This window comes from Croceicoccus mobilis (assembly GCF_001661965.1).
GTDB classification, from domain to species: domain Bacteria; phylum Pseudomonadota; class Alphaproteobacteria; order Sphingomonadales; family Sphingomonadaceae; genus Croceicoccus; species Croceicoccus mobilis.
The window spans coordinates 276,611-303,066 of the sequence record NZ_LYWZ01000027.1; the positions used below are offsets into that span (position 1 = coordinate 276,611).

A 26,456-nucleotide genomic window follows, 5' to 3' on the forward strand; every position below is an offset into this window, starting at 1 on the left:
TCAGTTGTTACGCGGTGCGCGTGACGATGAATGGTACTGAACGATCTTCCAGCCATCTGCATCATGGGCGAGGACCGAGGTCGCAACCCCTTCGCGGTCGATTACGCGACCGTCGGCCAGTTCGATCCGATAGGTGTACGTTTCGCGGCCATACGCCATATGTCCCATCCGGGTGACTGCGAGCGTCGGTTCGCCGAAGGTGAAGCTGGTTATTGCATCGAGTTCCGGTCCCAGGTGATGCTCCATGTAATGCGTGAAGCTGCCTTCCGCCTTGCCGTTTTCGTAAATGAAGGATTCCTGGGCAAACAGCGCAGCCATGGCCTCTGCATCGCGCGACGTCAGGGCATCGCGATATGATGTCAGAATTGCTTCTGCCCCAGCAACGTCATCGTTCATCGCAGCCATATGCTCGGCATGGTTCATGCCCTGCTCCGTATGATCCATCGGCGTTGATACCGAATGTTCCGAATGCGCCGAATGGTCCATGGATTGTGCCAGGGCGGGAGTGCCCCCTGCAGCCAAGGCCAGGGCGACCGCGCTTAGAGATAGTCTCGTTCTCATTGTATATTTCCTTCACTTAAAACCAGAATCGCAAGCCCACGACGTAATTCATCACGCTGGGGTCTTCCCCTGCGGCGCGGGCAAAATCGGCGCCCTCACCGATCCGCCACTCCTGGGAGACGCCGACATAGGGCGCGAATTCGCGTGCGAACTCGTAGCGAAGACGCAGACCTGCCTCGATCCGGTCGAGGCCAGCGCCAATGCCGAGTTCGGGAATATCCTGAGCCGAAAGAGCGATTTCGGCTCGCGGCTGGAGGATCAGCCGCTGCGTGATGCGCTGATCAAGCTCGCCCTCAAAGCGCGCCGTTACATCGCCCTTGCTCGATACGAACGCCGCGACGTCGATCTCGAACTGGTAAGGGGCAATGCCCTGGACACCGATGACCGCATGGGTGCGCTCGGGCCCCGTCAGATCCTGACGGACACCGGCTTGGAAATCGAAGAAGGGTGCGATGGCGCGGCTCCAGAGCGCCTGGACCTCGGCGCCCTCGACGGGCTCACCGAAGCTGCCTTCACCCTCGGATTTGAACCAGAACTTGTCGATATCACCGCCATAATATCCCTGGATATCCCAAAGATATCCATCAGCTCCTTCGCGTGCGCGATACTCAAGGCGGTCGCCCTGAAACCAGAAGCGCATCCCGCCGTCGGTCTCACGGACAAGTTCGCGCCGCGCTTCGTTCATGGCTTCCTCGCCCCAGATCGCAACCGCCGCGCGCGCGGGACCGCTCCCAGCTTCGGGAGGAGGCGGCAGCAGCGGGATATCGTCGTTCGAGCCCATCTGCATCGCCGAATGGTCCATGCCCTGCATGTCCTGCGATCCCATCTGCCCATGGTTCATCTGGCTGTGATCCATCTGCCCATGGTCCATCGACGAGCTGCTGGCTTCCGCCTGCCCCATGTCGCCGCGGTTCATTTGCGAATGATCCATCGCGCCTTCGTCAGGCCTGCCCTGCGGCATCGAACCATGATCCATCGTCGAATGGTCCATCGCAACTTCAGGCTGGGCAGCGGGGCCGCAAGCCCCCTCTGCTACCGGATGCCCCATCGCGCGATGGCGCTCGGCTGCCGCCTCGCACTTTGTTTTGGCGTCAGCCTGCGCCTCGGCGCTCTGCTGCGGTTCCACTGGCGAGTGACCCGCATGCTGCGCCGCGGCGGGGGAGGCGAGAACCGAACCCGCGGCGGCCGAGGCAAGCAGGCTGATGATAGATATCTTCATGCGCCCTCTCCGGCAGGATTGGCAACCGTGACGATCTGAAACATCCCGGCATGCATGTGATAGAGAAGGTGGCAGTGGAAGGCCCAGTCGCCCGGCTCGTCCGCCGTCAGGTCGAACTGCGCGCTGCCACCCGGTTGCAGGATAACCGTGTGCTTCAGTGGTTGACGGTTTGGAGGTGCACCGTTGACCAGCTCGAAGAAGTGTCCGTGCAGATGGATCGGGTGTGCCATCATCGTGTCATTGATCAGCTTTACCCGCACGCGTTCATTATAGGCAAAGCGGATCGGCTCCTCGGAGACGGCGGAGAATTTCTTGCCGTCGAACGACCACATGTAGCGTTCCATGTTCCCGGTAAGATGGATTTCCATCCGGCGCGAAGGGCTTCGCGAGTCCTTGTTTGGTGTCAGCGCGCGCAGCTTGCGATAGTCGAGGGTACGGTGCGGGACATCGGCAAGGCCAATCCCGGGATCGCCCATCCGGTCGACCGGGTTCATCGACACCATGTCGATGCCCGGTCCGACCTTCACATCGGGAGGCAATAGCGAGGTATCGCGCATCTGCATGCCTCCCGCCATGCCAGCCATTCCGGTCATCTCCGCCGAACCGCCATCCATACCGGACATCCCGTCCGCGCCAGCCGCTCCGCTCGATCCGTGATCCATTCCGGCCATCCCGCCAGCGCCATGGTCCATGCCGGCCATACCAGCATCGCCGCCGGAGCCATGGTCCATACCGCTCATGCCCATATCGGCCATAGTGAGCAGCGGGGGATCGCGCAGCGGCGGGATGGCCGCACGCGCGCCGGGCGTGCTCGCCAGCGTTGCGATGCCCATACCTGACCGATCCATCGACTCCGCCATCAGCGTGTAAGCCTGCTGCTCACCCGGCGTCACCACGACGTCGTAGGTTTCCGCGACGCCGATCTGGAACTCGTCCACTTCGACCGGCTCGACGTTCTGCCCGTCGGCTTGAACCACGGTCATCGGCAGGCCGGGAATGCGAATATTGAAAAATGTCATGGCGCCGGCATTGATGAACCGAAGCCGCACACGCTCGCCCGGACGGAAAAGATATTCCAGATTGTCGAGCGGTCCATGACCGTTCAGCAGATATGTATAAGTTGCGCTCGACACATCGAGGATGTCGGTTGGCATCATGCGCATTCTGGCCCACATCCGGCGATCCTCGCCCGAGAGCGGATAGTCGTCGGTCCAGGTATTCTGGTTGTAGTTGAAGTAGCCTTCGCCCTTCTTGAGCTTGTCGAATATCGTGTGGGGCGACATTTCGCTGAACTCGCTCAGCACCACGATATATTCGCGGTCGGCCTGCACCGGATCGGGACCTGCGGGATCGACCACGATCGGACCATAATGACCGGCCTGTTCCTGCAGCCCGCTATGCGAATGCCACCAATAGGTGCCTGCCTGCCGCACGGGAAATTCCGCTGTGAAGGTCTCGCCCGGCTTCACGCCGGGAAAACTTACGCCCGGCACGCCATCGAGCTGGAACGGCACGAGCAGGCCATGCCAGTGGATCGAGGTGTCTTCCTCAAGCTGGTTATGGACGTTGAGGCGGACGGTGGTCCCTTCGCGCAGGCGAAGGAGTGGCCCAGGGATGCTGCCATTGACGGCAATCGCGCCGCCACGCCTGTTGCCGGTGGAGAAAGCCGAGCGCGCAACCGTCAGATCGATATTCGGTCCGGTCGCCTCATCGATACCTCGCCGGGCGGCCCCGGAGAGCAGATCTCCGCCTCGCGCCCAAGCGGGAACGGCACCGCCCAGGCCAAGCAGGCCCAGCCCGCTGGCACTTGTTCCAAGAAATTTTCGGCGATTGACGGCAGGCATAGGGGGCTCCTGAGAAGGCATATACCGTCACTTACGCGGCCACCTGCGCTACCCCTCAAAGTTTTCGAACCGCTCCTTCAGCCGGTTGCGCGCACGATAGATGCGCGTCTCGACAGCTTTCTCCGTGGTGCCGAGCAGCTCGGCAGCCTCGGCCTGGCTGTATCCCTCGACAGTGACCAGCACGAGCGCCTCTTGCAGCCGCACCGGCAAGCGCCCGATTTCGGCCTGGACCAGCCGCAGCTGTTCGCGGGCTCCGGCAACATTTTCGGGATTGGGGGCATCGTCGGCAACGGCGTCGGCTTCCCGCCCGTCCGGCAAACTAAGGAAGCCCGCAACTTTCCTCCGGCGGAGCCTGTCGCGGCACCGGTTGAGAACGATTGTCGTCAAATAAGGACCGATGGGCTTGCTCGGATCGAGGCGATGCCGTGTCAGCCAGACCGAAGCGAGACTGTCCTGGACGACATCTTGGGCCCGCGAGGGTGAACCCAGCATACGCGTGGCGAGCGCAATCAACCTAGCGATCTCATGCTCGACCAGAGCTGTGAACGCCCGCTTGTCACCGGCTATCGCCCGCCCGATCAGAGCTTCGTTCGAAGTGTCATCCACCACTGCCAAGGCTGATCAGTCACGCGGATCGCGCGTGAGGGCCGCGGACACTTTCCGGTCGAACTGAAGCTGCTGATCGGGATCGAGAATTTCCCGCATGTCGAAGACGTGGCGCACGGTCGCTTTTTGCAAATCGCCCATGCGCGCATGCACCTCGTCGATCGCGGCACTGACTTCGGGCCCGTATTCGTGCTCGGTTTCCATTGCCTGGGCGAGCTGGGCGTTGGCTGCGCGCGCAGAGGCTTCGAGCCTTGCCTGTTCTACCGCGAAACGCGCTTCGAGCGCGTCGAGCCGCTGCTCCTGATCAGCCGTGAGCGAGAGTTCATCGTGCACGAACTGGTGCAGGCTACCCTCGGCATCGTTGTTGGACCAGCGATCGGCGGCAAGCGCTCCGAGGCATCCGGCGAGCGCCGCCAGCAGGACCGCGAGGACAAGGTGAAACTTCTTCAACGCCTATGACCCCACATGAAGCAAAGCAGCGGGCGACAGGGATTCTCCGCCAACGAGGCTCTCGCCAACAATTTCTGTAGGAGCGCCATATTCGGACGGCCATCCGCTGGTCCCTGCGCCTGCCGCCAGGCCGACGACAAACAGACCGGCGAACAAGGCCATTCTGCGTCGCTGATCGGCAATTTCGCCAAGCTGTCCTGCGCGCTGCCAGACGCCGTTCATGAAGTCGGGCGGCACGTCGCCAGCCTCCTGCGACGCCATCGTGCCGAGCATCGCATCGAGTGTCTGATTATCACGCATCCCTTGCTCCTGTCGGTTGCACGGTTCCTATACGCGACACTTCGCGCAAACCCTCAAGATAATTTGAGGGCAAGAAGCAATTGATGCGTAAAGGCATTGAGTCAAAAGCACGCGTCGTTTGTCGGCGCAGAATTTGCGCGGACACATTCTGGCAAAGTCATTCTGCTCGGCGCGGCCTCAGGAAAGGCAAATGTAAATGAGTTTCATCAATCCATCAAAACCGTTCAGTCGTTCGCTGGCGGCTTCGCTCCTCCTCGCCCTTGCAGCCTGCTCGAATGCGGCCCAGGCCGCGACATACACGATGTACCGCGACGCAGGGTGCGGGTGCTGTCTTAACTGGGCCGGTCACGTAGAACACGGGCTCGAAGCGGAGGTCGCCTCGGTCGACTCCGACGACATGGCTGCACTAAAGACAGCCAGGGGTGTACCGCAGGATCTGTGGTCGTGCCACACGATGGAAGTCGATGGCTATATCATCGAAGGCCACGTGCCGGCCGATGCCGTCGCGAAGCTATTACGCGAACGCCCCGAAGGAGTGGCAGGCCTGGCCGTGCCCGGAATGCCGCTTGGCTCGCCCGGGATGGAACTCGGGGACCAGGTGCAGCCCTATGATGTCATCGCCTTCGGCCCAGGCGGGCGGAGCGTGTTCGCATCCTACCCGTGAATATGGGCAGCCCTTTTTGCGCCAACTCTGACGGAGGACCATCATGTCGGACTATTCGGTCAAAACCTCAATTTTCATATGGGGCTGGACACTCAGCCTCTTCCTGCTTTTCAGCTACCTGATCTGCATCGGTTTCGGCCTGCTCGCGCCCGAACAGGCGCACATGCACGAAGCGTGGGCGCCGCTGCTTCCCGGTTTCGAGTGGCTGACCCTCTCGGGCTTTCTGGCAGGCGCTCTTGGAAGTTTTTTGTATGGTTGGTATATTGCTTTAATCGCGGTGCCGCTTTTCCGATATTTTCAGAAGCGTTTCAGTCGATAGACAGAGCTTGTCGCGGTAACTTGGTCCAAGAGGGGCAAGGCCTCGTCTGGCTCATTTCGATCGCATATTATTACTGGAGCTAGAGCCATTCCCAGAACTCCGTCCCAAGGAGAGAGGCGATCCCTGTTAGTTCACGTCGCCATCGGCGCTGTTCTGGGTGTAGTGATTCTTCACCCGCTCACGACGCTCGTCTTTTGGTACGAGTTTGGTGCCTTGGCCTTTGCCGACCAAGACAGCGCACTCAGCTTCATAATCGACCGGACTCTCTCCGCGTTTGCGTTCGAAATGTTTGCAATGAGCTTGATATATGCCGCGATCGGCGGCGCGATCGGACTGGGTTTTGGAGTGTATCATGTTCGGCTCGTGCACGAGCGGTCCAGAGTTCGCTTTCTGGAACGCGAACTCAATGAAGAACTTCCATTACTAATAGCTCGCGGCGAAAGCGAGCAGCTGGAATTCAAATCTTCCTTCCGTTGGGACAGGCGTCAGGAGAAAGTCAACCGCAGCTTGCAGCAAGTCATCGTCAAAACCCTGGCGGGGTTCCTCAACCAAGAGGGCGGCACTCTCCTTATCGGTGTCGAAGATGATGGCAGCATCGCGGGCATCGAGGCGGACATGCAAACGCTTAAGCCCGCCAACCAGGATGGCTTCGAACGTTTATTGATGGACACAGCAAAAGAGGGTCTTGGAGGACACGCGTGTGCTCTGATCCATTGTAGGTTCCACAAACTCGAGGAAAAGATCGTTTGCCGAGTTATTGTGGAGAAGAGCTTGGAGCCGATCTATTTTTCCGAAGGGAGCGTGGCCCGGTTCATGCTGCGAGCAGGCAATAGCACGCGTGAGCTCGATGTGCGCGAAGCTCAGGCTTATCTCCAGCATCGCGGGAAAGTGAGCATCTAACCGCTGGTCTGTGGGACAGCACGCGTGTTCGGAGCGCTTTGTCGATCGGCTCAGTTCCTGCAAATTTATGATGCGGTTGGGGCTTCGCCCCGCCACATACTCAAAAATATTGAGGGATGAGCCCCGACCGAACGTACTGTCCGGCATGATCTTTCTTGAACGGGAGACCATCGACAGGGGAAAGTCTTGCAAGACCATGAGCACGAGAATCAAAGCGAAACAGCTGGCTCGATAACCCTGCTGGGCGGCGTGGCGATGGGAACCGGCGTCATGATCGGTGCCGGCATATTCGCGCTGACCGGGCAGATCGCCGAGCTTGCCGGTCCGCTCTTCCCCTTATCCTTCATCGCTGGCGCGCTGGTAACCTCGCTGGCGGCGTACAGCTATATCAAGATGTCGAACAAATGGCCGTCTTCGGGCGGCATCGCGATGATCTTGCAGAAAGCATACGGACCCGGCGTGATCGCCGCCTCTGCCTCGCTCCTAATGGCGCTGTCGATGGTGATTAACGAGAGCCTCGTGGCCCGCACCTTTGCCACTTACGCGCTGCGCCCGTTCGGCCTCGAAAGCAGCGGGTGGCTCGTTTCTCTCGCAGCGCTTGCCGTCATCATTTTCGCCTATCTCGTCAATGCAGCGGGCAACAGGTCGGTAAGCGGCTTCTCGCTTATCATGTCCGCCATCAAGATCGGCGGCATCGCGCTGTTCGCAGTCGCCGCGATCTTGGCCAGCGGTTTTTCATCAGGCGCATTTTCGCAGCCCGTCTCGCTGACCAATGCAGAAGCCCTGCTCGCCTCGGTTGCTTTCTCGATCCTCGCCTTCAAGGGCTTCACCACGATTACCAATAGCGGCGGCGAAATCGTCGACCCGCACAAGAATGTCGGCCGGACGATCATGATCTCGATCGCGGTCTGTATCCTGATCTATCTGCTTGTCGCAGTGGCGGTGGGTTCGAGCCTGAGCATATCCGAGATCGTCGAGGCGCGCGATTATTCGCTCGCAGCAGCGGCGCGTCCGGCGCTGGGAGAACTGGGCTTCTATTTCACCGTCGCGATCGCGATCGCCGCAACGACTTCGGGCGTGATCGCGAGCGTATTTGCCGTGTCGCGCATGCTTGCGATGCTGACCGACATGAAGATGATCCCGCACAGCCATTTCGGCATGAGCGGCGGGATACGCAGCCACATGCTGGTCTATACGGTGGTCATTGCCGGGACGCTTGCCGTCCTGTTCGATCTGTCGCGGATCGCCTCGCTGGGCGCCTTCTTCTACCTCGTCATGGATATGCTGGTGCACTGGGGCGTCCTGCGTCACCTGCGCAAGGAAGTCGGCGCGCGAGCATCAATACTTCTTACAGCACTCGCGGCAGATGGCGTGGTCCTCGCAGCCTTTACCGCGGCCAAATTGCGCAGCGATCCTGCCGTTGTCGCCTATGCGGCGATCGGCATCGTCGCGGTGTTCGTGGGGGAATGGATCTACCTCTCGCGCAATTCCGAAGCGCCCGCTTCTCACAAAGATGATCGGTCAGGAGAGAAGAGTTGATGGCACCTTCTTCAACCAGCTTTGCCGCTTTTACGCCGGGCTTTTTCGAAACCGTTTCCCGAAAACCTGAGTTGACGAAGCGAAACGTCAAGAAAAACAGATGGAGCGATTCATGACGACCCGAACAGCGGCGGTCTACCGCATGGTGATGGAGGACCATGTCTGTCCCTATGGCATCAAGACGGTCGATCTTGTCAAGCGGCAAGGCTTCGAGGTCGACGATCATCACCTGACCAGCAGGGAGGAAACCGATGCGTTCAAGGACAAGTACGACGTCGAGACCACCCCGCAGACCTTTATCGAAGGCAAGCGCATTGGCGGCTATGACGATGTCCGCGAATTCTTCGGCAAGAGCCGCTCGCAGCCTGAGGAAGGCGAAACCAGCTATCAGCCGGTCATTGCGATTTTCGCGGTCGCGCTGCTGCTCGCGCTAGGGCTGAGCTGGGCGTTTTTTGACGACCTCTTCACTGTCCGGGCCGCAGAATGGTTCGTGAGCCTGTCGATGACCCTGCTCGCCGTTCAGAAGCTTCAGGACGTGCGCAGTTTCTCGACGATGTTCCTCAACTACGACCTGCTCGCACGGCGCTGGGTGCCCTATGGCTTCGTCTACCCGTTCGGCGAAGCCGCTGCCGGCATTCTCATGACCGCGGGCGCGCTGACCTGGCTCTCGGCCCCGCTGGCATTGTTCATCGGCACAGTCGGCGCTGTCAGCGTCTTCAAGGCTGTCTACATCGACAAGCGCGAGCTTAAATGCGCCTGCGTGGGCGGCAGCAGCAATGTGCCGCTCGGCTTTGTCTCGCTGACCGAAAATCTGTTCATGATCGGAATGGGTCTGTGGATGGGCGCGAAGCTTCTCGCATGATCACCGCGCTCCTTCTCTCCGTCTTTCTGTTCCTCTCGGCTGTCGCTTCGCACCTTGCCATTCTGGGTGTCGGTCACCGGCTTCTCGACCGGCGCCGCGATACGCAGGCAAAGCTTGCCGTTTCGCTGATCGTGCTCGCGTCGCATTTCCTCGTGGCGATCCTTTTTGCCGCAGGTTTCTGGCTGGGCGCGCAATGGGGCCTGGGAGGTTTCGACAAGGCGCCTTCCATGGACTGGATGGACTACTTCTATTTCTCGCTCATCAACGTGACCACACTGGGCCTGGGCGACATTTATCCGACCGAGCACCTGAGAGTCCTGGCCGGCGTCGAGGCCCTCACCGGCTTCGCTCTCATCAGCTGCTCGGCGCAGCTATTCTGGACCATGATGCACAAAGGAGAAAAAGCATGACTGAAAAGACGACCCACTCGGACAAGGGAGGGGGCGGCAGCTACTGGCGATTCATGGCCATGGTGTCGACCTCGACCGTGATCATGTTCTTCCTGATGTATGCCAACACCTTTACCGTCGATGATCTTTTCTGGAGCGAAACGCGCTTCTGGATGATGTTTGTCATGGGCGCGATGATGATGGTTGTCATGCTGCTCTTCATGTGGGGCATGTACAAGGACCGGACCAAGAACTTCATTATTCTGGGCGTCGGCGCCTTCGTGTTCGCCCTCGCGCTGTGGCTGGTGCGCAGCCAGACCACCGTCGACGATACCGAATATATGGCAGCGATGATCCCGCACCACTCGATCGCGATCATGACCAGCGAACGCGCGAGCCTGAAGGATCCTCGCGTGCGCGAACTCGCTCAGGCCATCATCGTCGCCCAGCGCCGCGAAATCGCCGAGATGAAATATCTCATCGACGATATCGAGCAGAACGGTCCTCGGACCGAAGAACGCCTGCCCGAGGAGATGCAGCCATGAACAAGATAGCTTTCACGGCGCTCATCGCGCTACCGCTTGCCGCCTGCAATTCGAACACCGCTCCGGGCAACGACCGCGAAGCCCAGCTCGACCCGCCTGCCACTGCCGCGCCGATCGAGGATGCGGCCAGTGCACTGGCAAATGTTGACTCAGGCCTGATGCTTCCCGGGACCATGAATGACGCGGATCTTGCTGCTCTGGGCGCAGGACAGGCCTGCCAGTTCCGCCTGACCGAAGTGGCCTTTCCCTCATTTGTCTATGACGGCGACGGGGGCGGAGCAATCAAGATCAATGGCAAATTGATCCCCGTCACTGCCGATGGCCCCGGCAGCTATTCGAACGGTGAGCTTCGGATCAGAACCCGCATGCTGGATGATGAAGGCGATGCGAGCCTGCAGATGCAGGAGATGATCGTGGCAGCGCCAAGAGCCAAGGATGAGTTTGGCTTTTGGGGCTATACCACCTGTCCAGCCGAGGGAGCCTGATACTGGCAGGGCGCATGGGCGGGCCGTCGGTTACCCCATGCGCCCGCGCCTCCGCCCTTCGTCGCCCTCACCAGTTTTAACAGGAACAAGCAGATGACCGATACGAGGCCCATCGCTGTCTTCGGCGCAGGCGGGAAGACCGGCACCGAGCTACTGAGGCATGCCCTTGCCCGGGACATACCGATCCGCGCCTTCGAACACACGGTGCCCGGACCAGACGAGCGGGTGGGCGACTTCGAATATATCGAATGCGATGTGCTGTCGGACGATTTCGCTGGCGATCTCGATGGCTGCCGCGCGGTTATCTCGACCCTCGGTGTCGCTTTTGGTCCGGGCAATGCGATCGATCCACCGCCGCTTTATACCGATGGCACGCGCAACCTGCTCGGGGCGATGGCACAGACGAAGATCGACCGCATTGCCGTGATCTCCGCTGCCTTTGTCGAACATCAGTCGAGCGTCCCGGCCTGGTTTGAGCTCACCGCCAAGCCTGCATTGTTCAATATACTCGAGCAGATGCGCGCCATGGAAGCGATGCTCAGCGACGCCCAAGGTATCAAATGGACGGCCGCACGGCCGGGCTGGCTGCTGGATGAGCCTTACACCGGCGATGCCGTCATTACGGACGAACGCTTGGCAGAAGGCTGTTTCCGCTGCCGTCATGCTGATCTAGCGGCGAGCCTGCTTGAATTCGTGTGCGAAGATACCTGGATCAACGCAAAGCCTGCCATCGGCAGGCCCGAAGCCGAACGTTTCGAAAGTCCTGCCGCCATCAAGGCCGAACTCGGGATCGATTAAACGTCGTAACATTTTTCAATCTGTAACGAGCCCGAACGTTACAGACTTTGAGCAACAGACAAGGAAGTCGCATGTTTCTGGAGAAAATCAAAACCCCCGGTCTCTCACACCTTTCCTACATCATCGGCTCGGGCGGAAAGGCAGCGGTCATCGATCCGCGCCGGGACTGCGAGGTCTATGTCGAAAAGGCCCGGGCCGAAGGGCTGGAGATAACGCATATCTTCGAAACCCATCGCAATGAGGATCTGCTCAGCGGCTCGCCGATCTTGGCCAATTTGACAGGAGCCACGGTCTATCACGGGCCCAACGCGGCAGGCGAAGTCATCTTTGCCAGGACCGCGCGCGAAGGCGATTGTTTCGAGCTGGGTCAATTGAAGATCGAAGTGCTTGAAACACCTGGACACACCGACGATCATCTCGCTTTCGTCATCCATGACAGCGAATATTCCGAGGGGCCGGTCGGCGTCTTTACCGGCGATGCCCTGTTCGTCGGCGATGTCGGGCGCACCGATTTCTATCCCGAGCGCAAGGAAGAAGTCGCGGGCCTTCTATTCGACTCCCTGCAGAAACTTTGCGGCCTCGGCGATCAGGCGATTATCTACCCGGCGCATGGTGCGGGCTCGGTCTGCGGGTCGGGAATGGCGGACCGGGAATTCTCGACAATCGGCCACGAGCGGCGCAACAACCCGCGCCTGCGCATCTCCGACCGCGACGAGTTCATCGAGGCGAAGGTAGCAGAGCACCACTACCAGCCGCCCTATTTCCGGCTGATGGAGCGGCTCAACCTTGCAGGGTCCGATGCCGCGCCGCGCGTCATGCGGCCAAGGCGTCTGGGGCTGGAAGACCTTAGCGAGAGCGGCGCCGATCACCTGGTCGATGTGCGCGAGCCGCTCGCCTACGCTGCCGGCCATCTGCCGGGTGCCATGTGCCTTCCGGTTGGAATGATACCGGCCTTTGCCGGATGGTTCCTCGGTGAAGGCGACAGGATCGCCCTCATTGCTTCCGAGGAAGGCCAGCTAGCCCAGGCCATGGCCCATCTGGTGCGCATCGGTCTCGATAATGTTGTGGGCGGCTATGTCGGCGTGGTTCCAGCCGCCGCACAGGGCAAAGCGATGCGCAGCATTCCCATGATTGGCACCGAGGAAGTCGCGCGCAGGCTCGATCAAGACAGCGGCGAGTGGACCTTGCTCGACGTGCGCGACGCGGACGAACGGCAAGAAGCAAGCATCGACGGCTCAGGACATATCTATGTCGGTGAGCTCAACACGCGGTGGGAAGAGCTCGACCGCGACCGCCACTACACGCTGATGTGCGCGAGCGGCATGCGGGCGAGCGTTGCGGCGGGTTGGCTGGCCAGCAAGGGTTTCGAGCACCTCGATATCTATCTGGGCTCTATGGGGGCGTGGACAAACGCCTCCGGCTGAAGCGCCAAAATCTTGAAAAGCAAGCCAAAATCTTTTGCGAGATTTTGCTCGTATGTGGTAGGTGAGCTTGCTCTTCGCTCAACGAGCAGCGCGACCGGGCGCTTTATCCATCGAGTGACTTCCTGGTCCTCGAACGAAGACGAATGCCAGCGCCCCCAGGATAGCGATATTTTTGAGCAAAGGACCTGTGTGACCTGGGGCGATATGGATCGCAAGAGTTATCGGAACGAGGGTAAGAAATAACGCGGTGCATGAGAGCCGGGTCATCCACCCCAAGGCCAGTGATGTTCCTGCACCGATGAAAACCAAGCCAGACAGCCACAAAAGAATGGACGCATCTCCAATTAGAGCAACGTGATCTTTCCATGGCGACAATGCCATCCGGCCCAGCATATATTCATGCGCAAGAAAATGCCCCAATCCGCCTATGATGAATATGAGGCTCAAACAGAGGCGGAAGACCGGATCGATCAATCGCACTTTTGCGGCCCATGTCGCTAGGCTGTTTTCCATATTCCGGATCATAGAGTTCTTTCCCCCTCAGGTTGATACGTCGATGGCAGACTTATTGGGTGCGCGGACCAGTTTCTTCGGGAGGCGTCTGTGGTTCACCCAAAACGTTGACCGGCAGTTTCAGATAGATCGTACCGTTTCCTTCTGCGCGAGGCATATTCCCTCCGCGAATGTTGACCTGGATTGATGGCAGGATGAGGCGCGGCATACCCAGCTGGTTGTCGCGCTCCTCACGCATGGCTACAAATGCATTCTCGTCGACCCCGGCATGGATATGAATGTTGCTGTGCTTTTGTTCTTTCACCGTCGTTTCCCATTGGTGCTGCGAGCGGCCCTCCGGCAGGTAGTCGTGGCACATAAACAGCCGCGTCTCCTCCGGTAGCTCGAAAATCCGGCGAATAGAGCGATAGAGCGTGCGTGCATCGCCGCCGGGAAAATCGGCCCGCGCCGTGCCGTAATCGGGCATGAACAGCGTATCGCCGACAAAGGCGGCGTCTCCGATAACATAGGTCATGCACGCGGGCGTATGTCCCGGCGTATGGAGTGCCTGGGCCGATATGGCGCCTAGGTCAAAGCTGTCATTATCGGCAAACAAATGGTCGAACTGGCGTCCATCGCGTGGCAGGTCCACTCCGGCATTGAATATCGGCCCGAAGGTGTTCTGCGTGACGGTGATCTCGCTACCAATAGCAAGTTTGCCGCCTAGTGCGCGGCGGATGTAGGGTGCGGCGGAAAGGTGATCGGCATGGACATGGGTTTCCAGGATCCACTCGCACTTGAAATCCATTTGCCGGACGAATTCGATCACTTTATCGGCGGACTTAGTCGCCGTTCGCGCCGCTGCGGCATCGAAATCGAGCACCGGATCGATCACCGCGCACGCCTTGGTTGCAGGATCGGACACGACATAGGTCACGGTGTTCGTGTTCGTGTCGAAAAATGCCTCTATGTCGGGTTTCATCGAATAGTCTTTTCGTATGCTGGTTGAGAGCGGTTCTGCGTAGGTCAGTCCTGCGCCCGGTCGACGTAATTACGGACGAAGTTTTCCAGCGCCGGTTCGTCGCACACGAAGCCCATATCCGCCGCCTTCTGTAGGGTCGCATCGCCGCTCATTCCCTGCTGCGACGCCAGATGCATTATTGTGAAGGCTCCTGCGCGCTTGCCCGAGGCGCAATGGACCAGCACCGGCTTCGGAAGCGCTTCGACACTGGCCCTGAACTCATCGACGAGCTCGTCCGATATGGTGCCGCCCGCCACCGGCAAGTGACAATATTCAAGGCCGAGCGATGCCACCACTTCACCTTCGCGGTCCGGGGCGAGAGGCTGATCCGCCTCATCCTGGCAGCGCAGGTTGACGACCGCCTTGTAACCATCCTCCGCCAATGCGCGCAGGTCGCCCTCGGAAGGCGGAGCGGTCGAGACGGCGAATCTGCCATTGAGGATCTTGATTTGGGTCATAAGGCATCATCCTGGTTCAGGTTCAAAGGTCCGGGTCCGCGATTGCGCGGCAGCAGATTACGATTGACTTTATATTCATACCTTCGCATATATGCAAGTATGAAAGCCGAAGATATTCGCGATCAAGCCGAAAAGGCGGTGGCATTGCTCAAGGCGCTGGGCAGCCACAACCGCCTGATGATCGCCTGCCAATTGGTTGAAGGCGAGCGCAGCGTGGGCGAGCTGGCCGAACTGCTGGAACTTCGGGAAACCGTGGTTTCGCAGCATCTGGCGCTTATGCGGAAGGATGGCCTGGTCGCAGCGCGGCGCGATGGCCGCACGATCCATTATTCGCTTTGCGGCGATGCGCCGCGCCGGGTGCTGGAAACGCTCTACGCCATCTATTGCAGCTCCGCCGACGATACGACCGGTCCAGCAGACGGCCATTGAACAGGCTTTCAGTTATGTTGGACAATCCCGGATGATGGATATCGGCGTCATCGTGGCGCTCCTATCGCTTACCTCGGGCCTCCTCGTGGGCTTTTCGCTTGGACTACTCGGCGGTGGGGGATCGATCCTCGCAGTGCCGTTGCTTGTGTATGTCGTCGGTGTTCACGACACCCATGTCGCTATCGCCACGTCCGCTGCTGCGGTGGCGGCCAGCGCCTTGGCAAACTTATTGTTCCATGCGCGAGGCGGCAATGTGAAGTGGCGCTGCGCAGGCCTATTCGCAGCATTCGGCGTTGTCGGAGCTGCCGCCGGATCAAGCCTGGGAAAAATTACATCGGGCGATCTGCTTTTGGGCCTGTTCGGTCTGGTGATGATTGTCGTCGGCCTCTCGATGCTGCGCGAGAAATCGGGCGGATCCGACCCGGATGTCCAGCTCACCCGAGCCACGGCGCTGCGCCTCACCCCGCGCCTCGCGTTCGGAGGATTGCTGGTAGGCGGACTGTCCGGTTTCTTCGGTATCGGCGGGGGCTTTCTGGTGGTGCCGGGTCTGGTTGCCGCGACGGCCATGCCGATTCTCAACGCGATCGGCTCCTCGCTGGTCTCTGTAGCCGCTTTCGGTACGACCACAGCCGCCAATTACGCCCTCGACGGACTCGTCGATTGGGAGATTGCCGCGTTTTTCATCGGCGGCGGCGGTATAGGCGGCTGGCTGGGTACTCGCGCATCGAACCTGTTGGCTAAGCGCAAACGAGCGCTGAACTTTATATTCGCGGCGGTCATCATCCTCGTTGGCATCTTCATAAGCGGCCAATGGGCGATAACAGCCATAACGTGATCGCTGCCTTTTCGAACCGAATTGTCCGAAGGATCAACACTGCTGTTCACCGGGCGAAGCTCAAGCCGCGCAGACGCAGGGCGTTGCCGATCACAGACACCGAAGACAAGCTCATCGCCGCTGCCGCGATCATCGGGCTGAGTAGCACTCCGAAGAATGGAAACAGTACGCCTGCTGCGACCGGAATGCCGAGCGTATTGTAAGCGAAGGCGAAAAACAGGTTCTGCCGGATGTTGCGCATCGTTCCGCGCGACAGCACGGTGGCCTGCACCACTCCTGTCAAATCACCACGAACCAGTGTGACCCCGGCGCTTTCGATCGCCACATCGGTACCAGTGCCCATGGCAATACCAACATCGGCGGCAGCCAGCGCAGGAGCATCGTTGATCCCGTCCCCGGCCATGCCGACCCGGCGACCTTGCGCTTTCAGCTCTTCGATCTTGCGGTGCTTGTCTTCGGGCGAGACATTGGCGTGTACCTCGTCGATACCCATTTCGCGCGCGACCGCTTCGGCAGTGCCGCGGCTGTCGCCCGTGAGCATAACGACCCGGATATCGCGCTTGTGCAGAGCCGCAATGGCCGCTGCACTGGTAGGCTTGATCGGATCGGCCACCGCGATGAGCCCTGCCGGACGGCCATCGAACGCAACGAACATCACCGTCTGACCCTGCTTGCGGCCATTTTCGGCCGAGCCGAGCCAGGCCTCGTCATCGATCCCGACGCGCCGCATCATCTTTTCGTTGCCGATCGCAACCCGGCCCCCCTGGACATTGGCTTCAACACCTTCCCCGGTCGTCGAAGCGAGATCCGTGGCATTGGCGGGCGAGACGCCGCGCGCTTTTGCGCCTTCGACGATGGCATGGGCCAGCGGATGCTCGCTGCCCATTTCGACACCTGCAACCGCTGCCAGGAATTCAGTTTCGTCGATGCCGTCTGCAGGCTTCACCGCCACCAGATCGGGCTTGCCTATCGTCAACGTGCCGGTCTTGTCGACCACCAGCGTATCGATCTTCTCGAGTGTCTCCAGCGCTTCGGCATTGCGGATCAGGATGCCGTGCTGGGCACCCTTGCCTGTGCCTGTCATGATCGACATCGGCGTAGCGAGGCCAAGCGCGCAGGGACAAGCGATGATCAGGACCGCAATGGCATTGACCAATGCGTAGGCAAGCGCAGGGGCGGGACCCCAGATTGCCCAGACCACGAAGGTGGCGATGGCGATCACAACCACCGCAGGCACAAACCAGCCAGCCACCTGATCGGCGAGCCGCTGGATCGGTGCGCGGCTGCGCTGCGCGTCGGCCACCATCTGGACGATCTTGGACAGCATCGTGTCCTTGCCCACGCCGGTTGCGCGCATGACGAACCCTCCAGTCTGGTTGACCGTGCCGCCGATGACAATGTCGCCAGCCTGTTTGGCGACCGGAAGCGGTTCGCCGCTGATCATGGATTCATCGATCGCGCTCGATCCCTCCTCGATTTCGCCATCGACGGGAACCTTGTCGCCGGGTCGAACGCGCAGACGATCGCCTGTGGTTAGCTGATCGAGCGGCACCTCGCGCTCGTCGCCTGAGCCAAAGATCTTGACCGCGCTGGGCGGTGCCAGCTCGAGCAGTGCGCGCAAGGCGCTCGAGGTCGAACCCCTGGCCTTGAGCTCGAGGACCTGTCCGAGCAGAACGAGCGTCGTGATGACCGCTGCCGCCTCGAAATAGACCCCGACCCGTCCCGAATGGTCGCGGAACGCTGCAGGGAACAGATCGGGCGCGACCGTCGCCACGACGCTAAAAAGATAGGCGATGGCCACGCCGAACCCGATCAGGGTGAACATGTTGAGATTGCGCGTCTTGAGCGACTGGATGGCCCGAACGAAGAACGGCCAGGCGCCCCATAGAACCACCGGGGTTGCGAGCGCAAATTGCGCCCACTGCGCCCAGGCCGGTTCTATCAGACGGTCGAAACTGAGCCCCGGTGCCATGTCGCTCATCGCATAGACGAACAGAGGCAGCGTGAGCAGCGCGCTCCACCAGAACCTACGCAGCATGTCGACCAGTTCGGGGTCGGGGCCATCGCCCAGCGAAACGGTTTCCGGTTCGAGCGCCATGCCGCAAATCGGGCATGAACCCGGCCCGGGCTGGCGGATTTCAGGGTGCATCGGACAGGTGTAGATCGTGCCTTCGGGCACATCCTCGACCGCGTCGAGATGCGCGCCCGAGAGATAGAGCTCGGGATCGGTGACGAACTTGTCGTGACAGCGCGGCGAACAGAAATAGTGTGTCGCGCCCTCATGCGTCGCGATATGCTGAGCCCCGTCGATTGCAACGCTCATGCCGCATACCGGGTCGATCGCGGTACCCTCGATCACACTCTGGTCCTTGCTCATCGCCTGTCCTTCCTAGCTCTTCACGACTACGAACTGCCCCATCATGCCTGCATCCTCGTGTTCGAGAATGTGGCAGTGATACATGTAGGGCAGGTCTGGGTCGGTGTGTTCTTCAAAACGCAGGAGAAGGCGTACCTGCTCGCGCGGGTTGACGATCACGGTATCCTTCAAACTGGTTTCCAATGGTGGGGGCGCTCGGCCATCGCGGTCGATCACACGAAACTGGACGTTATGGATATGAAACGGGTGGGCCATCATCGAAGCGTTGGCGATCTCCCAGATTTCCCATTGGCCGACTGGCACACGTTCGTTGATCACATTCATGTCCATCGCAGCACCGTTAATGGACATTCCGCCGCCCATCATGCCCATGTCGAGAACGAAACGCCGGGTTCGGACGGCTGACGACGGGTCGGTTGGAGCAAGCGATGCCAGTTGTGTCGGCACCCTGATGCGCTGGGCCGAACTTGCCGGCCTGATATCGAGGATTTGAAACACGTCTGCGGAAGCATCGCCGCTATCGCCGCGCCCCATCATCCCGCCGCCCATCATTCCGCGTCCGCCCATCATGCCCATGGCGTTTTCGGGACTGCTGGCAAGAAGGCGAAGCGGGCGTCCTTCCGAGAGATCGATAATTACCTGCGCGCGCTCCCCCGGGGCGAGCCTGACCGAGCGGACGATGTGCGAACGATCGAGCAAGCCGCCATCGCTCGCGATCAGTTGCATCGAACGATCACCTTCGAGCGAAAAATCGTAAAGGCGGGCGTTCGATCCATTGAGGATGCGCAGCCGCAATTGGCCTGTCTGTGCGTCGAACACAGCGTTTTCAGTGCCGTTGACGAATATCCGGCTCCCGCGCACGCCCATCATCCGCGCGTGCATACTCAGCGGGTACACCAAGCGGCCGGATCCATCGATCACGCGGTCCTGCACGATCAGCGGAATGTCGTCGACGCCATAGTCGCTCGGCAAGTCGAGGCGCTCTTCCTCGTCGTCGCGAACATAGATCGGTGCGGCGAGCCCGGCATAGACCTGCGGCCCGGCTCCGCGCTCCAAGTGTGAATGATACCAGTAGAGCGAAGCCCGCTGGCGAACTTGGAAAGAAGGCCTCCAGCGTTCGCCGGGACGGATCAACTGATGCGGTCCGCCATCGGCTGCGGCAGGAAGTTCGAAACCATGCCAATGGACCGTAGCGCCTTCGGCCAGCTTGTTGTCGATATGGAACTGCACCCACTCGCCCCGGCGCATTTCCAGCGTCGGTCCCAGATAGGGTGCGTCGATGCCGATGGTGGGCGAAGCAACACCGGTGACGAATTCCTTCTGGCCTGGGGTCAAAGACAAGCGGAAAACCCGTGCGCCCTGCTCAATCTCGCCACGCTGCAAGGGCGGTATAGCGAGCAAATTGGATCCGTCAGTGCTGTCCAGCATCGATGCGTCTTGCGCTTTGCATCCCGCAAGCGGGAACGCGGCAAAGCCTGCAGCAGCAAAACCAGCGCTTTTGATCAGTGTGCGGCGGTCCACGGGGAATGCCTGGGTTATGCGGGGTGTCCGGATCATGCTCCTCCTGTTTCGCGATGGGCGGCACCAGATTTGCCTGGCACCGCCCAACCGATTTACTCCTTCGTGATCGACGTGATCACACTGCCTTCAGAACCAGTACGAAATTCAAAGGCAATGCCCTCACCGACGCTTACTTCGCTGCGCAGTTGCTCATCGGCTTCGAACGCCATGGTCATTGCCGGCCATTCGATTGCGGGAACCGGGCCGTGGTCGACGGTGATCGTACCCGCTTCGGCGTCGATGGCGGTGACGGTGCCTTGCGCACTCGCGGACTGCATTGCGTTGCCGGTATCCGCCATCGGCATATCCTGGCCGTCCATCATCATTGCATCTTCAGCCATCGGCATGTCCTCCATCTCGGCAGTGTCCTGGCCAGAATCGCAGGCTGCCAGCGCCAGCGGCGCGGCCAATAGGGTTATGAGGGTTGTGTGACGCATTCTTCTTCTCCTTGGGGTTGGGTTGGCCGTTCCGGCCGGGGACGACGCAGCAACAGATAGGCTGCGGGAAGCACGAACATGGACAGGAGCGGCGCGGTGATCATCCCGCCGATCATCGGCGCGGCGATGCGGCTCATCACTTCGGAGCCAGCCCCAGTGCCGATCAGGATCGGAAACAGGCCGGCGAGGATGACCGCGACGGTCATTGCCTTGGGCCGGACGCGCAACAATGCCCCTTCACGGATGGCGGCGGAGACTTCCTCCGCATCCGGGTCCTCACCGCGCCGCTCCAGCGCAGCTTTCAGATAGATCAGCATGATGACGCCAAATTCGGCTGACACCCCGGCCAGCGCGATGAAGCCGACGGCGGTCGCGACCGACTGGTTGTATCCCATCAGGTAAAGCAGCCAGAAGCCGCCTGTCAGCGCGAACGGCAAGGTGCCCATGATGAGCAGCGCCTCGTCGAACCGGCGGAAGATCAGGTAAAGCAGCAGGAATATGATCGCGAGCGTAGCCGGAACGACGATCTGCAGACGTTCGTAGGCCCGCGTGAGATATTCAAACTGCCCGGCATAGGACAGGCTGACGCCCGGAGGCAGATCGACCTCGGCCGCGATAACCTCCTGCAGATCGCCAACCACAGAAGACAGATCGCGCCCGCGCACATCGATATAGACATAGCTTGTGGGACGGCCCTGTTCGCTCTTGAGCATGGGCGGGCCGCTGGTCACACGCACCTGCGCAACGGTACCAAGCGTGATCTGCTGACCAGACGGGGTCAGCACCGGCAGATTGCGCAGCTCGTCGACACTGTCGCGGATCTCGCGCGGATAGCGAACATTGATCGGGTATCTTGCGAGGCCTTCGACTGTACGGGCCACATTGGCACCGCCAATTGCGCCGGAGACGATCTGCTGCACGTCGGCGATGTTGAGACCGTAGCGGGCCGCTTCCAGCCGGTCGATATCGACATCGACATAGCGGCCTCCCGACAGCCTTTCAGCCAGCGCAGAACTGACGCCGGGAATGTTCTTTGCCGCCTGTTCGATCTGGAGCGCGACGCGTTCCAGCTCGCCGAGATCTTCGCCCGAAACCTTGACCCCGATCGGGCTCTTGATCCCGGTTGCGAGCATGTCGATCCGGTTGCGGATCGGCGGCACCCAGACATTGGCAAGGCCAGGCACCTGCACGGCGCGGTCCAGTTCCTCGACCAGCATATCCGGTGTCATGCCCTCGCGCCACTCATCGCGTGGTTTGAAGCGGATGGTCGTCTCGAACATTGTGAGAGGGGCGGGATCGGTGGCGGTATCGGCGCGCCCGGCCTTGCCGAACACGGTTTCGACTTCCGGTACGGTCATGATCAGCCGGTCGGTGCGCTGTAGCAGCGCTGACGCCTCTCCGGGAGACAATCCAGGCAGGGCGCTGGGCATGTAGAGCAGGTCGCCTTCGTCGAGCGGCGGCAGGAATTCGCCGCCAAGCCGCGAGAAGGGAACGAGCGTGGTCAGGAAGACCAGCCCAGCGATGACCAAAGCGGTCTTCGGGCGGCGCATCACCCAGTCTAGCCCGGGCCGATAGGCCCGGGTCAGCACGCGATTGACCGGGTTGCTGTCCTCTGCCGGAATCTTTCCGCGCACCAGCCATCCCATCAGCACCGGAACCAGAGTGATCGACAGGATCGCAGCAGCCGCCATGGCATAGGTCTTGGTAAAGGCCAGCGGTGCGAACAGCCGTCCCTCCTGCGCCTGCAAGGTGAACACCGGCAGAAACGACAAGGTGATGATCAGCAGGCTGAAAAACAGCGCCGGGCCGACTTCCTTCGAGGCATCCGCGACGATCCGCCAGCGCTCCTGGACGGACAGAACCGTGTCAGGGTTCTCCTCGGCCCAGCGCTCCAGATGCTTGTGGGCGTTCTCGATCATCACCACCGCAGCATCGACCATCGCGCCGACCGCGATGGCGATCCCGCCAAGAGACATGATGTTCGCGTTTACGCCCTGAAAGCGCATCACGATGAAGGCCGCGAGCACGCCGAGCGGAAGGGTGACGACCGCGACGAGTGCCGAGCGCGCGTGCCACAGGAACAGCAGGCACACCAGGGCAACGACAATGAATTCCTCGATGAGCTTGGAGGTCAGGTTTTCGACCGAAGCATCGATCAATTGCGAACGGTCGTAGGTGGTGACGATCTCGACCCCTTCGGGCAGGCTTGCCTGCAATTGTTCGAGCTTCGCTTCGACCGCCGCAATTGCGCTGCGCGCATCGGCGCCCTGGCGCAGAATGACGATACCGCCGGCAACCTCGCCTTCGCCGTTGAGTTCCGCAATGCCGCGCCGCAGCTCCGGGCCGATCTGGATATTGGCCACATCGTCCAGCGTTACCGGAGTGCCGCCCGCTTCGGCGCGCAAGGGTATGCTGCGAAAATCCGCCAGCGTGCCGAGATAGCCCGAGGCACGGACCATATATTCGGCCTCGCCCATTTCGACGATAGAGCCCCCGGTTTCCTGATTGCCTGCCTGCACCGCGCGGACCACTTGCGCGTGCGTCACGCCCAGCGAAGCCATGCGATAGGGGTCGAGCACGATCTGGTACTGCTTGACCATGCCGCCCACGCTGGCGACTTCGGCGATGCCGGGAATGGTTTTCAGCTCGTAGCGCAGGAACCAGTCCTGCAGGCTCCTGAGCCCGGCCAAGTCGTGACCGCCGCTGCGGTCGACCAGCGCATATTCGTAGATCCAGCCCACCCCGGTTGCATCAGGGCCGAGTGTGCTCTGAACCCCGTCGGGCAAGCGGTTCTGGACCTGGTTCAGATACTCCAGAACGCGAGAGCGCGCCCAGTAGAGGTCGGTCCCGTCCTCGAAGATCACATAGACGTAGCTGTCTCCGAAAAAGGAATAGCCGCGCACGGTCTTGGCACCGGGGACCGACAGCATGGTCGTGGCCATCGGATAGGTCACCTGGTCCTCGACGATACGGGGCGCCTGACCTGGATAGTTCGAGCGGATCACCACCTGTACATCGGAAAGGTCCGGCAGGGCATCGACGGGCGTCGTCCGTACCGCCCAGAAACCGGCCAGCGCCAACCCGATCGCTGCCAGCACCACGAAAAAGCGGTTGGCGATCGAGCTATCGATGATGCGCGCGATCATTGGCCGATTTTCCGGATCGAGACGATGCGCGGCCCCGTACTGGCTTGCACAAATGTGAAGGAGACCCGGTCGCCGCGCGCAAAACCGCGCAGCTGTTCCGGTCCTTCGCTGGCAAAGGGCATGGTCATTGCCGGCCATTCGAGCGCAGGCACCGGACCGTGGCGCAAGGTCACGCTGTTGGCGTTTATGCGCTCGATCGTCCCGGTCGCGCGATAAGTCTGCGGTTCATCTGCATCGTCCGACCCTCGGTCTTCGCTCGCACCGGATGGTGCCTGATCGACGGGACGCACGTCGATGCCCGCAAGGCTGGCTTCGGAATCGAGCAGGAACTGGCCCGAGGTGACCACTCTCTCTCCTGCAGCCAGCCCGGCAAGGACTTCGGTCCGTCCGTTCGCTTCGCGGCCGATACGGATTTCGGCGGGCCGATAGCCGCCACCTCCCTGCGCGATCATCGCCAGGGTCCGCTCGCCGGTGCGAATGACAGCTTCCGAAGGGACCAGCAGCGCTTCGCGCCGTTCAGGCGCGAGCATCACTTGGGCAAACATTCCCGGCTTGAGCCGCAGGCCCGGATTGGGCATCGCTGCCCGCACGGTTATCGTGCGGCTCGCATCTTGCGCGCTCGGCAGAATGGCGATGATGCGTCCGGCAAACCGTTCGCCGGGAAAGGCAGTGAGCGTGGCGCTCACCGGCTGCCCGACACGCGCGTTGCCAGCCAGTGCCTCGGGTACCGCCGCCTCGAGCCAGATCGGACTGTACCCGCTGATCTCGGCCAGCGATTGGCCCGCCGCCACGGTCATGCCCGGCCTTACTGCGAGCGACGTGATCGCGCCCGATTGCGGTGCTGTGACGGTGATGATCGTTTGCGGTCTTCCGCTTCGGGTGACCGAGGCGATCATCGAGTCCGGCATGCCAAGCAGCCGCAGGCGCTCGCGGGCGGCCCGGGTCAACGCTTCGTCGCCGGTTGCGGCAACAGCAAGATACTCGTTTTGTGCGCCGCCCCATTCGGGCACAAGAATGTCGACGATCGGAGCGCCTCTGGCAATCAGGTCCTGCGGTGCATGGCCGTAGGTCCGCTGAACATAGCCGCCGGCGCGCGGCTGAACGATCGCCATCTCGCTGCCGTTATATGCGAGCGTGCCGGTGACGCTGATTTCAGGCTCCAGCACGCCATATTCCGCTTCAGCAGTCCGGATCCCGAAATTCTGGACGAGCGTCGAATCGATACTCACACCCCCGGCGCCCTGCGCGTCGCCGCCCGCGCATTTGGGGACCAGCTGCATGTCCATGAAAGGAGATTTGCCCGGCTCGTCGAAGCGCTGGTCAGGGACCATCGGATCGTACCAATAGAGCACGTCCTCGCAGCCCGTATCTGTCGCTGCATCGCCGCCGCTCTCGCTGCCGAGCATTGAGAGACCGTAGCCCGCCAACAGACTGACCAGAGCAATACCAAGTCCAGCCGCATACATGCGCTGGCGCGGTGTGAATCGTTCGAGCGCGGAGTTCATGGCCTGCTCTCCCCGTAGGTCAGTCGCAGCCTCACCGCCGCCTCGACAGCTGCCTGTTCGCGCTCGAGTATCTCCAGTTCGAGCAGCGCGAGCGCGGATTTCGCCGCAATCACATCGACGAGATCGGCACGCCCGGCCGCGAAACTCGCTGTATCGAGGTCCGCGCGGTCGCGCGCCAGCGGAAGAAGCTCGTCACGCGCGCGTCCCCATTGCCGCACTGTGCTGCGCCAGGTTGCCAGATCAGCTTCGAAACCGGCAACCAACGCGCGCCTGCGATCCTCGCGCTCGGCCGATGCGGCAGCGGCTTCGGCTTCGGCAGCGGCAATGCGCGGATTCTGCCGCCGGTCGGTAAAGATCGGCAGTGTAATGGACCCCATGATCGACACCGCATCGCCGAAATCAGGATTGCGGCGACCATAGGTGACGCTCACCCCGAAATCGGGTCGTTTCTCGGCGCGTGCGAGCGCGACACCGGCTTCGGCCCGGCCTCGTTCGGCATCGGCCAGCAGGATTTCGGGATTGCTTTCGAGCTCGAACCGCAGCTGCTCCTCATCGAGGACAGCCGATGGCGCGGCTCCCAAAGCAACCGGATCTGCGAGCGGTATATATCGGGAAATCTGCGCTTGCGCAGTCTCGCGCTCGGCTTCGATAGCGGTAATCGCGTCTTCAATTCCGAGTAGCTCGCGCCGGATTGCCAGGCTCTCCGCCGGGCGGGCCGACCCCGAAGCAACTGCACTGTTGGCAACCGGAACGAATGCTCTCAGGTCGTCCAGCGCAGCCTGGGCAAGATCAAGCCGCGCTTGCGCATAATGGAGCCGGACCCAGGCCGTGCCCGCATCGGCGAGAAGAATACGCTCGGCCATGCCAAGGCGTGCCTCGGCGAGCCGCACTTCCGAACTGGCAACGCCGAACCTCGCCCGTCGACGGGCGAGATTTGGGATTTCCTGCTCGATACCGATTGCGATCTGCGTGGGGAGTTGCCGGTCTGGGTCGAACGCGGCAGGTCCGGTCACAGGAAGGTTCATGATACCTGCGCGTACGCGCGGATCGGGAAGCTCATCCGCCGCTTCCGCTGCCTCGCGCCGCGATTGTACACGCAGCGCGCCAGCTTCCAGAACGGGTTGTTCGCCTCGTGCTACCGCCAGTATTTCCTCGTATCCGACAGACTGTGCTTGGGCAGTCTGCGCGGCGAGCAGGGCCGAAAACGGCACCCAGCCAATGCGCCAATCCATAATTCTTACTCTTTCAAAGCGAGCTGACCGGGAAGGGCCACGGCGCACGCGGGCGAGCA

At 61.1% G+C, this 26,456-nt stretch carries 27 protein-coding genes; 12 read left to right on the plus strand and 15 right to left on the minus strand.

Annotated elements, in window-relative coordinates:
* The 6 genes from A9D13_RS17680 to A9D13_RS17705 all read right to left on the minus strand — a co-directional run bounded on the left by A9D13_RS17680 (window position 1) and on the right by A9D13_RS17705 (window position 4,980).
* Window positions 1-486 (minus strand): YybH family protein, encoded by a 486-nt coding sequence (locus A9D13_RS17680; protein WP_010412795.1) that lies wholly within the window; start codon window positions 484-486, stop codon window positions 1-3.
* Between the two features lie 91 nt (window positions 487-577).
* Complete coding sequence (locus tag A9D13_RS17685) at window positions 578-1,780, minus strand: copper resistance protein B (protein WP_010412792.1); 1,203 nt, start codon at window positions 1,778-1,780, stop codon at window positions 578-580.
* Window positions 1,777-3,624, minus strand: a complete 1,848-nt coding sequence (locus tag A9D13_RS17690) for a copper resistance system multicopper oxidase (protein WP_010412790.1) — start codon at window positions 3,622-3,624, stop codon at window positions 1,777-1,779. The genes A9D13_RS17685 and A9D13_RS17690 overlap by 4 nt, the downstream gene beginning before the upstream one ends.
* Before the next feature lie 48 nt (window positions 3,625-3,672).
* Window positions 3,673-4,233 (minus strand): RNA polymerase sigma factor, encoded by a 561-nt coding sequence (locus A9D13_RS17695; RefSeq protein ID WP_373288747.1) that lies wholly within the window; start codon window positions 4,231-4,233, stop codon window positions 3,673-3,675.
* A gap of 12 nt (window positions 4,234-4,245) precedes the next feature.
* Entirely contained in the window at window positions 4,246-4,680 is a 435-nt protein-coding gene (locus tag A9D13_RS17700; RefSeq protein WP_010412783.1) for a periplasmic heavy metal sensor, read from the minus strand.
* Between the two features lie 3 nt (window positions 4,681-4,683).
* Window positions 4,684-4,980, minus strand: coding sequence for a hypothetical protein (locus tag A9D13_RS17705; RefSeq protein WP_029140031.1), 297 nt, complete (start codon window positions 4,978-4,980; stop codon window positions 4,684-4,686).
* Between the two features lie 196 nt (window positions 4,981-5,176).
* On the opposite strand from A9D13_RS17705, the gene A9D13_RS17710 reads away from it, so the two are divergent.
* The 10 genes from A9D13_RS17710 to A9D13_RS17755 all read left to right on the plus strand — a co-directional run bounded on the left by A9D13_RS17710 (window position 5,177) and on the right by A9D13_RS17755 (window position 12,905).
* Complete coding sequence (locus A9D13_RS17710; protein WP_033193265.1) at window positions 5,177-5,644, plus strand: DUF411 domain-containing protein; 468 nt, start codon at window positions 5,177-5,179, stop codon at window positions 5,642-5,644.
* A 43-nt stretch (window positions 5,645-5,687) separates the two neighbouring features.
* The gene (locus tag A9D13_RS17715) at window positions 5,688-5,963 is read left to right on the plus strand and encodes a hypothetical protein (RefSeq protein WP_010412775.1); all 276 of its coding nucleotides are present in this window, start codon (window positions 5,688-5,690) and stop codon (window positions 5,961-5,963) included.
* Window positions 5,964-6,176: 213 nt separating this feature from the next.
* Window positions 6,177-6,863 (plus strand): AlbA family DNA-binding domain-containing protein, encoded by a 687-nt coding sequence (locus A9D13_RS17720; RefSeq protein WP_225982095.1) that lies wholly within the window; start codon window positions 6,177-6,179, stop codon window positions 6,861-6,863.
* A 255-nt stretch (window positions 6,864-7,118) separates the two neighbouring features.
* On the plus strand, window positions 7,119-8,402 hold the full coding sequence (locus tag A9D13_RS17725; protein ID WP_229665353.1) for an APC family permease: 1,284 nt from the start codon (window positions 7,119-7,121) through the stop codon (window positions 8,400-8,402).
* 112 nt (window positions 8,403-8,514) lie between these two features.
* Complete coding sequence (locus tag A9D13_RS17730; RefSeq protein WP_165327860.1) at window positions 8,515-9,264, plus strand: glutaredoxin family protein; 750 nt, start codon at window positions 8,515-8,517, stop codon at window positions 9,262-9,264.
* Window positions 9,261-9,674 (plus strand): potassium channel family protein, encoded by a 414-nt coding sequence (locus A9D13_RS17735; RefSeq protein WP_066776710.1) that lies wholly within the window; start codon window positions 9,261-9,263, stop codon window positions 9,672-9,674. The genes A9D13_RS17730 and A9D13_RS17735 overlap by 4 nt, the downstream gene beginning before the upstream one ends.
* The gene (locus tag A9D13_RS17740; RefSeq protein ID WP_010412760.1) at window positions 9,671-10,198 is read left to right on the plus strand and encodes a DUF305 domain-containing protein; all 528 of its coding nucleotides are present in this window, start codon (window positions 9,671-9,673) and stop codon (window positions 10,196-10,198) included. The genes A9D13_RS17735 and A9D13_RS17740 overlap by 4 nt, the downstream gene beginning before the upstream one ends.
* Window positions 10,195-10,683: a DUF6692 family protein gene (locus tag A9D13_RS17745; protein WP_010412757.1), complete on the plus strand. Its 489-nt coding sequence runs from the start codon at window positions 10,195-10,197 to the stop codon at window positions 10,681-10,683. The genes A9D13_RS17740 and A9D13_RS17745 overlap by 4 nt, the downstream gene beginning before the upstream one ends.
* 93 nt (window positions 10,684-10,776) lie before the next feature.
* Window positions 10,777-11,481 carry an NAD(P)-dependent oxidoreductase gene (locus A9D13_RS17750; protein WP_010412754.1) on the plus strand — a complete coding sequence of 235 codons (705 nt, stop codon included), beginning with the start codon at window positions 10,777-10,779 and terminating at the stop codon, window positions 11,479-11,481.
* A gap of 71 nt (window positions 11,482-11,552) precedes the next feature.
* On the plus strand, window positions 11,553-12,905 hold the full coding sequence (locus A9D13_RS17755) for an MBL fold metallo-hydrolase (protein ID WP_010412751.1): 1,353 nt from the start codon (window positions 11,553-11,555) through the stop codon (window positions 12,903-12,905).
* 78 nt (window positions 12,906-12,983) lie between these two features.
* Here the strand turns inward: A9D13_RS17755 and A9D13_RS20225 are convergent, their stop codons facing one another.
* Genes A9D13_RS20225 through A9D13_RS17765 form a run of 3 tightly spaced genes read right to left on the minus strand, consistent with a single transcriptional unit; the run spans window position 12,984 to window position 14,876 of the window.
* Window positions 12,984-13,430, minus strand: coding sequence for a DoxX family protein (locus A9D13_RS20225; protein ID WP_081432281.1), 447 nt, complete (start codon window positions 13,428-13,430; stop codon window positions 12,984-12,986).
* Window positions 13,431-13,470: 40 nt separating this feature from the next.
* Window positions 13,471-14,379, minus strand: a complete 909-nt coding sequence (locus tag A9D13_RS17760; RefSeq protein WP_010412746.1) for an MBL fold metallo-hydrolase — start codon at window positions 14,377-14,379, stop codon at window positions 13,471-13,473.
* A 44-nt stretch (window positions 14,380-14,423) separates the two neighbouring features.
* A complete protein-coding gene (locus A9D13_RS17765; protein ID WP_010412743.1) occupies window positions 14,424-14,876 on the minus strand; it encodes a protein tyrosine phosphatase family protein in 453 nt (150 codons plus the stop codon).
* A gap of 99 nt (window positions 14,877-14,975) precedes the next feature.
* Between A9D13_RS17765 and A9D13_RS17770 the strand changes: the two genes are divergently transcribed.
* Complete coding sequence (locus A9D13_RS17770; RefSeq protein ID WP_010412740.1) at window positions 14,976-15,305, plus strand: ArsR/SmtB family transcription factor; 330 nt, start codon at window positions 14,976-14,978, stop codon at window positions 15,303-15,305.
* Window positions 15,306-15,336: 31 nt separating this feature from the next.
* The gene (locus tag A9D13_RS17775) at window positions 15,337-16,140 is read left to right on the plus strand and encodes a sulfite exporter TauE/SafE family protein (protein WP_010412736.1); all 804 of its coding nucleotides are present in this window, start codon (window positions 15,337-15,339) and stop codon (window positions 16,138-16,140) included.
* Window positions 16,141-16,186: 46 nt separating this feature from the next.
* On the opposite strand, the gene A9D13_RS17780 is transcribed toward A9D13_RS17775, so the two are convergent.
* The 6 genes from A9D13_RS17780 to A9D13_RS17805 all read right to left on the minus strand — a co-directional run bounded on the left by A9D13_RS17780 (window position 16,187) and on the right by A9D13_RS17805 (window position 26,397).
* Window positions 16,187-18,517, minus strand: a complete 2,331-nt coding sequence (locus A9D13_RS17780) for a heavy metal translocating P-type ATPase (protein WP_010412733.1) — start codon at window positions 18,515-18,517, stop codon at window positions 16,187-16,189.
* A gap of 12 nt (window positions 18,518-18,529) precedes the next feature.
* A complete protein-coding gene (locus A9D13_RS17785; protein WP_011413843.1) occupies window positions 18,530-20,038 on the minus strand; it encodes a multicopper oxidase family protein in 1,509 nt (502 codons plus the stop codon).
* A 92-nt stretch (window positions 20,039-20,130) separates the two neighbouring features.
* The gene (locus A9D13_RS17790; RefSeq protein ID WP_244884887.1) at window positions 20,131-20,418 is read right to left on the minus strand and encodes a copper-binding protein; all 288 of its coding nucleotides are present in this window, start codon (window positions 20,416-20,418) and stop codon (window positions 20,131-20,133) included.
* A gap of 74 nt (window positions 20,419-20,492) precedes the next feature.
* Window positions 20,493-23,660, minus strand: coding sequence for an efflux RND transporter permease subunit (locus tag A9D13_RS17795; protein ID WP_010412724.1), 3,168 nt, complete (start codon window positions 23,658-23,660; stop codon window positions 20,493-20,495).
* Window positions 23,657-25,165 carry an efflux RND transporter periplasmic adaptor subunit gene (locus A9D13_RS17800; RefSeq protein ID WP_011413841.1) on the minus strand — a complete coding sequence of 503 codons (1,509 nt, stop codon included), beginning with the start codon at window positions 25,163-25,165 and terminating at the stop codon, window positions 23,657-23,659. The genes A9D13_RS17795 and A9D13_RS17800 overlap by 4 nt, the downstream gene beginning before the upstream one ends.
* Complete coding sequence (locus tag A9D13_RS17805) at window positions 25,162-26,397, minus strand: TolC family protein (protein WP_010412718.1); 1,236 nt, start codon at window positions 26,395-26,397, stop codon at window positions 25,162-25,164. Before A9D13_RS17805 ends, A9D13_RS17800 begins: the two co-directional genes overlap by 4 nt.
* Between the last annotated feature and the right edge of the window lie 59 nt (window positions 26,398-26,456).